General features: G+C 34.4%; 12 protein-coding genes and 3 pseudogenes. 4 read left to right on the top strand and 11 right to left on the bottom strand.

All coding sequences use genetic code 11. The features are described from left to right. Window positions 1–269: 269 nt before the first annotated feature. The 5 genes from B7R65_RS20640 to B7R65_RS20615 all read right to left on the bottom strand — a co-directional run bounded on the left by B7R65_RS20640 (window position 270) and on the right by B7R65_RS20615 (window position 3,526). Window positions 270–722: a hypothetical protein gene (locus B7R65_RS20640; RefSeq protein ID WP_088044693.1), complete on the bottom strand. Its 453-nt coding sequence runs from the start codon at window positions 720–722 to the stop codon at window positions 270–272. Window positions 723–818: 96 nt separating this feature from the next. Next, window positions 819–1,028: a glycosyl transferase gene (locus B7R65_RS20635; protein WP_088044692.1), complete on the bottom strand. Its 210-nt coding sequence runs from the start codon at window positions 1,026–1,028 to the stop codon at window positions 819–821. 637 nt (window positions 1,029–1,665) lie between these two features. Then, window positions 1,666–2,106 carry a hypothetical protein gene (locus B7R65_RS20625; RefSeq protein WP_088044690.1) on the bottom strand — a complete coding sequence of 147 codons (441 nt, stop codon included), beginning with the start codon at window positions 2,104–2,106 and terminating at the stop codon, window positions 1,666–1,668. A 196-nt stretch (window positions 2,107–2,302) separates the two neighbouring features. Next, window positions 2,303–2,485 carry a hypothetical protein gene (locus B7R65_RS20620; RefSeq protein ID WP_088044689.1) on the bottom strand — a complete coding sequence of 61 codons (183 nt, stop codon included), beginning with the start codon at window positions 2,483–2,485 and terminating at the stop codon, window positions 2,303–2,305. A gap of 492 nt (window positions 2,486–2,977) precedes the next feature. Then, window positions 2,978–3,526 (bottom strand): hypothetical protein, encoded by a 549-nt coding sequence (locus B7R65_RS20615; protein ID WP_088044688.1) that lies wholly within the window; start codon window positions 3,524–3,526, stop codon window positions 2,978–2,980. A 77-nt stretch (window positions 3,527–3,603) separates the two neighbouring features. Between B7R65_RS20615 and B7R65_RS20610 the strand changes: the two genes are divergently transcribed. Together B7R65_RS20610 and B7R65_RS20605 are read left to right on the top strand one after the other, a co-directional pair. Next, window positions 3,604–3,978, top strand: a complete 375-nt coding sequence (locus tag B7R65_RS20610; protein ID WP_179194947.1) for a spore germination protein — start codon at window positions 3,604–3,606, stop codon at window positions 3,976–3,978. A 731-nt stretch (window positions 3,979–4,709) separates the two neighbouring features. Next, window positions 4,710–5,522 carry a COG4705 family protein gene (locus B7R65_RS20605; RefSeq protein WP_256941430.1) on the top strand — a complete coding sequence of 271 codons (813 nt, stop codon included), beginning with the start codon at window positions 4,710–4,712 and terminating at the stop codon, window positions 5,520–5,522. Between the two features lie 92 nt (window positions 5,523–5,614). On the opposite strand, the pseudogene B7R65_RS20600 reads toward B7R65_RS20605, so the two are convergent. Both B7R65_RS20600 and B7R65_RS22070 read right to left on the bottom strand, forming a co-directional pair. Further along, window positions 5,615–5,823, bottom strand: a pseudogene (locus tag B7R65_RS20600) (family 1 glycosylhydrolase); the annotation flags it as partial. A gap of 1,698 nt (window positions 5,824–7,521) precedes the next feature. Further along, window positions 7,522–8,076 (bottom strand): annotated as a pseudogene (locus tag B7R65_RS22070) (hypothetical protein); the annotation flags it as partial. On the opposite strand from B7R65_RS22070, the gene B7R65_RS21150 reads away from it, so the two are divergent. Continuing rightward, a complete protein-coding gene (locus B7R65_RS21150) occupies window positions 8,059–8,343 on the top strand; it encodes a hypothetical protein (RefSeq protein WP_142288292.1) in 285 nt (94 codons plus the stop codon). The pseudogene B7R65_RS22070 and the gene B7R65_RS21150 overlap by 18 nt on opposite strands. A gap of 242 nt (window positions 8,344–8,585) precedes the next feature. Here B7R65_RS21150 and B7R65_RS21870 read toward each other — a convergent pair whose 3' ends face one another. Next, a complete protein-coding gene (locus tag B7R65_RS21870; RefSeq protein ID WP_256941429.1) occupies window positions 8,586–8,807 on the bottom strand; it encodes a hypothetical protein in 222 nt (73 codons plus the stop codon). Between the two features lie 94 nt (window positions 8,808–8,901). On the opposite strand from B7R65_RS21870, the gene B7R65_RS21600 reads away from it, so the two are divergent. Next, complete coding sequence (locus B7R65_RS21600; RefSeq protein ID WP_218780464.1) at window positions 8,902–9,069, top strand: hypothetical protein; 168 nt, start codon at window positions 8,902–8,904, stop codon at window positions 9,067–9,069. Window positions 9,070–9,526: 457 nt separating this feature from the next. On the opposite strand, the gene B7R65_RS20585 is transcribed toward B7R65_RS21600, so the two are convergent. The 3 genes and pseudogenes from B7R65_RS20585 to B7R65_RS20575 form a co-directional block, all read right to left on the bottom strand. Continuing rightward, on the bottom strand, window positions 9,527–10,024 hold the full coding sequence (locus B7R65_RS20585) for an S-Ena type endospore appendage (protein ID WP_088044685.1): 498 nt from the start codon (window positions 10,022–10,024) through the stop codon (window positions 9,527–9,529). A gap of 102 nt (window positions 10,025–10,126) precedes the next feature. Beyond that, window positions 10,127–10,492 carry an S-Ena type endospore appendage gene (locus B7R65_RS20580; protein ID WP_256941428.1) on the bottom strand — a complete coding sequence of 122 codons (366 nt, stop codon included), beginning with the start codon at window positions 10,490–10,492 and terminating at the stop codon, window positions 10,127–10,129. Window positions 10,493–10,632: 140 nt separating this feature from the next. Continuing rightward, window positions 10,633–11,380, bottom strand: a pseudogene (locus tag B7R65_RS20575) (collagen-like protein); the annotation flags it as partial.

Below are 11,380 nucleotides of genomic sequence, written 5' to 3'. Positions count from 1 at the left end.
GTTTTGACAACTTTAGTAAAGGTTGATTCTTTTTTTGTATGATGAACTCTAAATTTGATGTACGAACTTTCAATTTTTGTGTAATTCCCAGCTATCATTAAACTAAAAATAATGAAGATGATAATTAACCTTATTTTTAGATTCCTTTTTCTTTCAAGTTCAATCATCAAATCCCCCCTATTATGAGCCATGATCATATGATTGGCTCCAAGCTGTTAAAGAACTAACGCGCCAGTTAGTTCTACAAGGAATTTTAATTTACTTAGCAATTATTTAACTTTCCAGCCATCTTTCGAATGGATTTGAAATGGTTTGTATACTTTTGAGATAAATTTAATCGTTTTTCCATCCATTTCGTAAGTAGTAACTTTGTACTTTATCTTAGCTAAATCGTATTCAGGATGACTATCCATTAAAAAATTAAAGTGTTCTATCTCGGTTATTCCATCAAAAAGTTCTCTAACCAACCACTGTGTTTTCCACCATCCTCTTTCATCTTTGTTATATCGTTCAATTAGTTTATATTGTTTATTAACCAGTTCGTTTATTTCGTCTGTTTTGACAACTTTAGTAAAGGTTGATTCTTTTTTTGTATGATGAACTCTAAATTTGATGTACGAACTTTCAATTTTTGTGTAATTCCCAGCTATCATTAAACTAAAAATAATGAAGATGATAATTAACCTTATTTTTAGATTCCTTTTTCTTTCAAGTTCAATCATCAAATCCCCCCTATTATGAGCCATGATCATATGATTGGCTCCAAGCTGTTAAAGAACTAACGCGCCAGTTAGTTCTATAAGATATTTAAACATTAATTACTTATTTCTTAACGTATGAAGCAATCCGATACTAAATATTAACGCACCAATTAGCATATATGAATGAATAAAGCCGTTTAACAAATGAATATAATCGCTACTTTGTTTGTTATTATAGTAGAACATGTTTACTGTTATGTACCCTAAAGGTGTGCTCATTAAAACAAATAATATACCTAATAAAAAGAACTTCATTTGATTCCCCACAATAATCCCCCTTTTTATCTAATGTCAATTTACTTTTTTAAATTTTATTCAACTGATGTCATTGGTATATTCTGTAAACTTTTTCATTATTCCTCTAAACCACATTTAAGCATAATAAAAGGACTGCTTAGCAGTCCTTCATATACAACTATCGCGCCAGTTAGTTCAATAAGAAATAAATAATATACACTGATATGACAGTAATCATTGCTAAAATAAAAAAATAAAATTGAGAAATTTCTTTATTAATTTCCTTAAACATTATTTTTAGAATATCCTCGAATATTCTAAAGAGATTTAAAGCTATAATAAGCATTATTATCGTAAAAAACAGCCTATTATTTATTAACTTTGTTTCAATTATTAATAGTATTGGGATGAAAAATACGGAAAGCAAAAAATTAATTAAATCCTTCTTAGACCTTTTAAACAACCATATCCCATAAATTCTAAAAAAATTCATGACGGTACCACCAATCGCAACATAATAGTAAATATTCACTTTTTATATATTCGATTGAAAATAGGAAATTCCTTGAAATTAATAAAAACGCGTCGCAAATGCGAATCTGCAATGCAAATAACGCGCCGGTTAGTAGAATACCACTTATTAATTTAATGGAAGATTAAGTTGACTTTAATTTTTGGGTATTATTTTAAATGTAGCGATTTTAGAGTAATTCTTGTTAACTTCATTGTTACCTTCACTCCATGTTAATGTAAACGATAACTGATTCTTTTTGTTTGAGTATACACTACCTTCATAATCATAACTTCCAAAAGTTTTAAGTGGTGTATGAGGTTTTACATTTTCATATTCTACTTCAGTTTTTGCGTAATCTGTAACAGTTAAATGAAGTACGTTTTTTTCTCCCAAATATGTAATCGACGTATCATAAACCCATTTTTCATGGTCTAACCTTGGAATTACTTTAATATCCCAATCGTTAAGTACCCTCGTTTGTTTAACGTCCAATGTTTTAGGTTGTTCCGTTTCATTGCTGGCATTCATTTTTGAACATGCGGAAATAAATATACAAAATGATAGAATTAATGTTAGAAAGTATCGTTTTTTCATAAACCCTCCTTAGTTGTAATTAATCTAATTTTCTTTATTCAAGAAACACCAATACAATTCCTTTCTTATTCAGGATCGTGCCATTTAGCACAATAAAAATTGGACTACCGAAGTAGCCCATCGTTTTGCAACTAACGCGCCAGTTAGTTACACAAGAACATGAGTCGTAATTGTGGTGAAATCGAACTTTTTATATTTAAAATGGTCCAGAAGGATTATTTGTATTATTGTTATTAGTTGTATTTCTCCCAATTTCTTCATTCATTGTTTGATTATCACTTTTATTTGGAGTACCAGTTCCAAACTTCTTTTGCATAAAAAATCCAAATGCAATCATTATAATAACAAATCCCCAAACTACATATCCCAACATTGTCATACACCCCACCTCCTTTTCAATTTTAATCATCTTCAAAATTCCTCTTCCTTATTGAACTATCCTGCCAGTTACTCCATTAAAAAACCTTCAATAGAGACCTTGAATCTTGTTCAACTAATGTTCTCGTTAGTTTACAGAAGGAATGATTACTTACTGTTTAACTTTTTTAGTTCTTCTTCTATTCTCTTAAGTTGTTCTCTATCCTTTTTAGCATTTCGGAAATATAAAACAATTAGTGAAATGAAAATTAAGGGTATCAAGTATATTGCTATCGCAAAAATATAGTCTCCTAAAATCATGAATATAATCCTCCGTTTAAAATAAATTCCAAATTTTACCTATTCCAAACTATTCGACATAAACATAATATTATCCTATTGAAAACTAAAACCCTTGAACAATACTGCCAGTTACTTCAATAAAAAAAGCCGCGTTAACGACTAGTGATCTTATTGAACTAACGCGCCAGTTAGTTCAATAAGAAACAACATTTTAATCTTGTTTCTGTTTAAACTTAGAATCTAAATCATAAAATGGATTTTTAACATTTTCACCAACTTCTGCGATTGTTTCTTCAATTTCTCTTCTTATTTTCTTATCCATATTTGTATCCATGATTAGCGACTTCTTAGCCTTTTCAAAGCAATTCTCTAATCCTAGTATTACAATCAAACAAGTAATAGTTTCTACTTGATTAAACGATTTAGTGTTCCATAATTTGCATATAATTGTATCAATATCATCCATAATGTCATCTCTTAGTATTTGATATGTGTTTGATTGTATAAGCGCTAGTTCATATAGTATTTCAAGAAATAATGTATCACTAATATTGTTTAATTTAAATTCATTTAAAACTTTTTCGAACAATAATGGTAATTTTTCAACAGGTAAAAAATCTGGTAACTCTTTATATTCGGTAATATCCATCGTAATTAACTTTTCATCTATTAATAACTCTTTTTTTTGTTCGATATATTTTCTGAACGAGTAGAAAAGGAAAAATAATAGAATAATTAGGATAATCCCCCAAATATACATACCAAACACCTCCACAAAAAGAATTCTAGTAAATATTTATTTTTAATTCTTTTCGGATTCAAACTGATTTAATTATTGTGGCAACTTTAGTTGGAACCATGGTCATTAGTTCAACAGCAGTTGATGCCAATCTAGTCCATCCTCTTAGTTTAATCATTGTAGGATTGTCCTATCTGACCAGTTTACTGTTTATAACTGGTGGTATGGGCGGTGCAGCGACTACATTGCGTTATCCATTTTTAGTACTAGGAAATTTTATTGGTTTGTCAGGAATGGGAATCGGATTTATTTTGTTGATATTTTATATGGCTCGGTTGCGATCTGTCGGTGTTCCATACTTAGCACCACTCATTCCATTTAGACCACAGGAGTTCAAAGATGTATTTTATCGCGGAAATCTAAAGAAGTTGTTTAACAGTGAACACAAGTATCCTCATGATGAGAATGAATAATCGATCGTAACTGAGTTTAATATTCTCTATGAAAAAAGGAACTTCTAATGAAGTTCCTTTTTGAACGCTAATAAAACACACTAAAACATCTAAATTTCCTTGTGAAGTGAAGTAACATTCAGAAATTGAACTAAACTGCCTGTTAGTACAATTAAAAATATAGATTAAATTGATATTCTTTTTCATCTAAATACATACTATTTAGCTCTAAAAATAGCTTCAAGTTTAGATAAAACTCATCAACATTTCGAAATGAAAAATTATCTAAGTTCTCCAAATAACTTAAACCAAAGTATTGATAATTAGCTTTGACAAGATCAATAAGGTCGATCTTCCAAGTTTGATCGTTACAGTATGAATATTTTGATCCAATTTTTTTATAAGCTCTGCTAATGTTTATTGTTGATATTTAAAAGCTTTTATCTAGAAGATTGTGTTGTTTAAACATGCTTTCGTAAAGTAAACAATTGATTAATAAACAAGTTGATTGAAAAGCAAGGTGCTCAACTCCCTGTGGGAGAAGCGAGAAAGGTGAAATCCCACAGGCTCGAATGAGCGAAAGAGGCTCACCATGCAAACCACTAAAAAGCGAGGTTCCATTCGTGGAAATCAACATTCTTTTTTAACAGAACCAAAAAAAAAGATAAAATTTTGATGAGGTTTTTTACATTTTCATCGTTTTTTCATAATTCTTGTTTACAGTGTTCCTGTATCAAGAAGGAGGAAGTCGTATGAAATCAATTGAAAATGAAGAAAAACATAAAATATTAAATAGGGATATAGGAATGAAAATGTTAAAAAAAGTTCCAGAAGTAACAATTTTCTTTTGGATTACCAAGTTACTTACAACAGGAATGGGAGAGGTATTTTCTGACTATATAGTAACTCATTTAAATCCAATAATTGGACTATCAGTAGCTGTATTAGTACTAATTGGTTCATTCATTTTACAATTAAAGGTGCGTAAATATATACCAAGTATTTATTGGTTAGTGGTCGTAATGGTTAGTATTTTCGGTACAGTAGCTGCCGATGTTGTACATGTCGGATTTGGTATACCATATATTGCCTCAACATTATTTTTTGCATTTGCATTACTTACCACATTTATAATTTGGTATAAAACGGAAAAAACTTTATCTATTCATAGTATTTACACTACACGCCGTGAAATTCTATACTGGTCAGTTGTTATGGGAACTTTCGCATTCGGTACAGCAGCTGGTGATATGACTGCTTCTACAATGCACTTAGGTTACTTTACTTCAGGACTTTTATTTACTGGATTACTTGCTATTCCAATTATCGGTAATAAATTATTTAAATTAAATGAGATTTTTAGTTTTTGGTTTGCTTACATTATGACTCGTCCAGTCGGAGCATCTTTTTCTGATTGGTCTGCTGTTTCGCAAAAGCACGGTGGTCTTGGATTTGGCGGTGGTCCTGTCACTCTTATATTAACAATTATAATTGTCGCTCTTGTTGGATATCTTTCAATTTCTCGTAAAGATGTAATCGATGAAGGTATCGCTGAATCAGCGTAAACAATTGCTTAATAACGTTTGATCCTAAACAAATATAGAAGTGATTAGAACAAACTAAAAACGTCGGAACTTGACTTCTGACGTTTTTTCTATTATAAATTTTCTCCATTACTTGAAATTACATCTTTATACCAGTAGAATGACTTTTCCTTTTTACGTTCCAACGTTCCACTTCTATCATCATGTTAATACACATAAATATTCAATATCATTTCGAATATTCTCCTGTTGATGCACTTACTAAATCGATGCAGCCCCAGCTTATATAACCAGTTACTTCGACACAATCTTCAATTCCATCTCGTATTATAATAATCAAATTAATATACTTCAAAACTTCAAGTTCTCATACATTATTTCTTTACAGTGGGAATAATTCCTTCTTCAACTATATTGCCATATATTTAAATAGAGGATGATCGAATGATCACCCTCTATTTGTTGTTAAACTAACGCATGTGTTAGTTGGATAAGAAAAGTTAAATATCCTTTTTCTCTCCTTCAGAATCAACCTTTAAAAAAGTTCATTAGTAGAATGTTTGAGATACAATTTAACCATATTGAAAGAACAAAAGTACAATTTTTAAAAACGATTTGGTTAAATTCCCCCAAGTTTATGCCCAAACCAAATAACCTATATCAACATACTATAGAGGCACCAATATTTCTGTTGTAGTCCGTTCGTACATAGCAATAGATAAAATACAACAACAACTCCATTACACGGGTTTAATAGGCAAATAAATTACATAGTAAAAGAACTATTACGAGAATAGTTGAAATAATTATTCGTATTGAAAGTACAAAAGTACATTTTTAAGAAAAAAACTAAATTAAGTAGATATTAATTCCCCCAAGTTTTAGAAAAATTATCTTTTCGAGATAAGTGTATTTTTTTACTTTTTTCACATAATCTATAGAATCCTGTAATACTTGGCGGATCTCGTATTACAGGAAACATCCCTCTTCACCTCTCCGGGTATGTTCAAAGAGGGATGTTTAATATTATATGCAAAACTAGGATACATACGTGTCTTTAAAAGTAATATAAAATATACTACTTTTGATAATCGACATGAAGTACGAGCAAAAAAAGGCTTATTTATCGAGGAAAAGGGGGTTATTCGATATTAAAGGTCTTTTTTTTTTCATTCACTAGAAAAGTAGCTATGATACTCTGTCATAACAGAAGCAGTAATTCATATTATCGGTTTTTGCCTTGTTGAACTAATGCATGCGATAGTTGAATATCGTATTAAAATGATGTTGTAGTAAATGCGGTCACTTGTAGTACAAAAAAGGATAGAGAAGGCAAATATTAGTTCTGCTTTCCTATCCTTCTTTTTTGTTTTAAAATGGGTGACATTAAATAAAAATAAATGCCAGGTTAACTCTTTAATTGGAAATATTTTCAGATGTGGCAGCGCAATTCCTGAATGTTCACTTAACCATATAATAAATTGCGGATTACAATGTTTTTGCCAAATTAAAGAGGAGTATAAGATAGACTGGCGCTAAATGAAAGTTGTGTGATATCAGCTGCTGACGGATCAGTCGATGCAAGCGTTCTTACACGAATACCAATACGATCACCCGCTGCGACTACTAATGATCCTATATTTATATTGGTTGCTGTACGGAAAGTTCCGGCAGTAATAATATTATTTGGAAATCCAAATCTAACAAAGCTAGTCAGCGGAGTTGTCAAATAAGATGAAGAAGGATGATCAATCCCATTATTTGGAACTGACGGTGCGCGGAATACTTCAAAATCATATTGAAGACCTAGAGTATTTATTGAAACCACAGAAGCAACCAATAAATCTGCACTTATTTGTAAATTTTGAACAGTTCCCGCAAATGGAATTGGGAAAGCAAAACCACCTGCTTCAGGCGGCGAAGTTGATTGTCCCGAGCCATCAATCACTTCAACCGTGTGATTACCAAAACCCATTAAAATTGGAGCAGCTGATACTACTGTAGGACCACTGAGAATGATACCCGTTGAAAATGGAATTAATCCTCCAGCCCCTGTTGACCCTGCTGGACCGGTTGCTCCGGTTGTTCCGGTTGCTCCCGTTGCTCCTGTTGCTCCGGTTGTTCCTGTTGCTCCGGTTGCTCCCGTTGCTCCGGTTGCTCCCGTTCCTCCGGTTGCTCCCGTTCCTCCGGTTGCTCCTGTTGCTCCGGTTGCTCCCGTTGCTCCGGTTGCTCCTGAACCTGTTGGACCAGTTGGACCGGTTGCTCCCGCTGGACCTGGAGGACCTCCTGATGGACCGGTTGGACCGGTTGGGCCTGTTACTCCTGTTGCTCCTGCACCAGTTGGACCGGTTGGACCTGCTATTCCTTGTGGTCCTATAGCACCTTGTGCTCCTGCCATACCTTCAGGACCTCTTCTTCCTCTTTCACCTTGTTCTCCTTCTTTTCCTCTTTTACCTCTTTTACCTCTTTCACCTTGTGCCCCTTGTGCCCCTTCTTTTCCTCTTTTACCTTGTGGGCCAGTAGCTCCCGTAGCTCCAGTTGGACATGGACAACAGCAATGACATTCACATGGAATACAACCACATTTATTACACTTACATTTACACGGATCACAATCACATCGATGACATTTACATTTACATGGATCACAATTACATCGATGACATTTACACATACATGGATCACAATTACATCGATGACATTTACATTTACATGGATCACAATTACATCGATGACACTTACATTTACACGGATCACAATCACATCGATGACATTTACACTTGCATGGATCACAATTACATCGATGACATTTACATTTACATGGATCACAATTACATTTTAGACATATCGGCTTTGATGTTTTTAGACTAGGAATTTTTCGTGGTTGTGACAAATTTTACACCTCTCCTATATAAAGTTTGTTCACATTATTTTATTAATATAGGACAAAGTTGTTCTTATAGATTAGAAAAATCAGCTAAAGAACTAAGAACTATATTTATTTTTGAAAACGAACGATTTCAAAAAAAGTTAAAATCAGAAGAGGCTTATCCTAAGCCTCTTTATTCAATCCTATTTCCACCTTTATCGGAGTCGTGTAATCACAAGATGAGCCGAAACAGGTTCTGCCCCTCCAGCCATAGGAGTGATGGTTAATGCAGTGGAATTGGCAGCTGGGTTTCGTATAGTGAGAATGGTATTGGGGACTGTCGTTGTCACAAGAGACATTCCCATGATCTGAGAAGTACCAGTTGCTCGTCCAACGACTGTAGAGGATTGTTGTACACCATTGAGCGTTAAAACCAATTGACCTGCTTCGGTCACACTCACCTGAAACAAAACCTGATAAGTGCCAATTGCAGCCAAGGTGAACGAATCGGGACTGACGCCATTTCGGGCAATGGCACCTCCGCTATTAGACCCATTTTGCGGGAAATCGACATCTCCACCTACTGCGACAGTTGCAGCATTATCAGGAGGCATCAACGCAAAAAAATCCGCAAAGTCTACCATTCCTCCTGGCGGTCCTGGTGGTCCTGTAGGACCTGGAGAACCCGGACAACAATAATTATTGAAAAAACACAAAAACATAACCTCCCTTCTTTGTAAAAACAAAGATTATAGTACAAGTATATGTGGCTTGTCCTAATTGTGCTTGTATACTTGCTTGGGAATAGATTTACCCTTACAATACATGGGTTTATCGATTTTTCAATCGGTCCACATTCTTTTTTGGTTGTCGGGTTAGCCTCGCTTTTACCTACTACGAAAGGAACGTATCATAATCTGATTTACGAAACTGAATACAATTACTCAAATTGCTCAGCCTTTTTTTAAAAGTGTTTTTCTAAGTCTATATTTCTATTGTCTTTTTCGATTTTATGTTGAATCTAATTTTCATGAGTGTTGATTAAGGGATCCTGTCAACACTATGATTGTCGTATGCAGTTCTAGTTTAGATAAATACGCTTATCGGCTGTAAAAAAGGATCTTCCGTTGGAAGATCCTTTTTTATAATTATTAATTTAATAGAATTTTTTGTCGTGGATAGGAAAATAAATCTCCAAACAAAATGTTCCCTCAGCTGTTCCTTCCCCTTCGCGAACCACTGTTACAGAAGTTATATCTTCTACTGTTACTGCCAGTGTATTTCCTCTCGGAACGGTAAACACAACGGGGTTTTGTCCCATCCTATTTACTAATACTTTAAGAGAATCTGTACTAGAGGTGCTGTTGAAAACAGAAACGCTGACGATTCCTTTTACGTTCAGTTTTTTTTTCCAAATTTCAGATTCTGAAAAATCCTGATCTAAGAGAATGTTTCCACAAATTTTCGTACAGATGATTTCCATTTCATGACATTGTTTAGGGAAGCAATCTTTTATAGGTGTGGGTGGACTAGGCGGTTTTGGTTTCGGAAATGGTGGAGGACTAGGTGGCTTCAGTGTCGGTTTTCGGGGTGGAGGAGGGCACTTTTTTACTTCTTTTTCACAATCACATTTCCTATGATTTTCTTCGCTCACAACGAATTCCTCTTTTCTACATATGGACTACCCTATAAATTATTACAAACCCAGAAATTTGTTTCCAAAAAAATATTTTTTACGCTTAATACTGAACTCTTTCTATGCTAAAACTCGCTTATACAGCGTAATACAGTACGTACCACTTGCACCAGCTGGTATAGAAATGCTGAAAGAAGTCGGATTTCTCACTGCACTAGCAAAGGTATTTCCTGGAGGAACAGGTCCTACACCGACAGAAGGACCAACTGAAGTATTAACTGTACCCGTTACAATTCCTGAGCTGGATGCAGAGTTGAAAATTTGAAAAGTCCCTTCGAAATAATCGCCAAGAGGGGCATTAAATACCACCTCATCTACTACTCCAACACCCAGATTATTAAAATTGCCACAAATTTGTTCTTGGAACAATTGAGCAGAAGGACAACAAGATCCGTTAGAACCACACATAATACCATTTCCTTTCATATATAATATATTGCTTGTACAACAAACCATATATTATTAAATTCAGAATTTGCAATTTTGATTGTGCTAATTAATCTACTAATTAATTAGGGAATTTATATCTATAAGGTGTATTTTTGTTCGCTCTAAATGATTTCAAACTACGGAGTCAATTTTATGATCTCCAATGAGGCATTTACAATTTGTTGGCCATCTAAGCTAGGTACTAAGTTATCTGCAAAACCTACGTTTCTAAGAGTAATAATTGCTCCTGCTGGAATAGCAATAATTGAATGTCCAGCTGTCTGAAAGAAACTATTCGTTGAATTATTGACACCAAATCCAAAAGTTGTTTGCGGAAGCGCTGCGCCATTTAGCACAATTGCGTATGCTGTTTGTATATTTTGATTAATAGTCACACTCCATTGAATATGGTAATTTCCTGCATTTAAAATAATAACTGAAGAAGTTCCTATAATATGAGAGACTCCTCCAACTAAAGGACCATTATTACTGAACGTGACATCTATATTCTGGCCGACAGCTTGAGCTCCCATATTGTAAATATAAGCGTATGAAGAAGATATGGCTCCGGTGACTCCTGTTGCTCCAGTTACTCCTGTTGCTCCGGTTACCCCAGTTGCTCCGGTTACCCCAGCTGATCCGGTTACTCCTGTTGCTCCGGTTACCCCAGTTGCTCCGGTTACCCCAGTTGCTCCGGTTACTCCAGTTGCTCCTTGATCTCCAGGTGCTCCCCCTGGACCTGTTGGACCTTGAGGACCTGGTGTTCCTTGTGGACCTGCCGGACCTGTTGGACCTGGTATTCCCGCTGGGCCTGCTGATCCTGTTGGACCTTGTTCTCCTGGTGTTCCTGGTGCTCCCGCTGATCCTGTTGGACCTTGTAGACCG

Source organism: Bacillus sp. EAC (genome assembly GCF_002156875.1).
Classification (GTDB): Bacteria; Bacillota; Bacilli; order Bacillales; family Bacillaceae_G; genus Gottfriedia.
The sequence above is the reverse complement of the archived record's forward strand: the minus strand, read 5'-3'. Positions and strand labels throughout refer to the sequence as shown.

Excerpts from the sequence above, each read along its gene's own strand:
- B7R65_RS20605 (WP_256941430.1), top strand. The coding sequence starts at position 4,710 with ATGAAATCAATTGAAAATGAAGAAAAACATAAAATATTAAATAGGGAT.
- B7R65_RS21600 (WP_218780464.1), top strand. The coding sequence starts at position 8,902 with ATGGCACCTCCGCTATTAGACCCATTTTGCGGGAAATCGACATCTCCA.
- B7R65_RS20625 (WP_088044690.1), bottom strand. The coding sequence starts at position 2,106 with ATGAAAAAACGATACTTTCTAACATTAATTCTATCATTTTGTATATTT.
- B7R65_RS20615 (WP_088044688.1), bottom strand. The coding sequence starts at position 3,526 with ATGTATATTTGGGGGATTATCCTAATTATTCTATTATTTTTCCTTTTC.
- B7R65_RS21150 (WP_142288292.1), top strand. The coding sequence starts at position 8,059 with ATGACATTCACATGGAATACAACCACATTTATTACACTTACATTTACA.
- B7R65_RS20620 (WP_088044689.1), bottom strand. The coding sequence starts at position 2,485 with ATGACAATGTTGGGATATGTAGTTTGGGGATTTGTTATTATAATGATT.
- B7R65_RS20640 (WP_088044693.1), bottom strand. The coding sequence starts at position 722 with ATGATTGAACTTGAAAGAAAAAGGAATCTAAAAATAAGGTTAATTATC.
- B7R65_RS20580 (WP_256941428.1), bottom strand. The coding sequence starts at position 10,492 with ATGAAAGGAAATGGTATTATGTGTGGTTCTAACGGATCTTGTTGTCCT.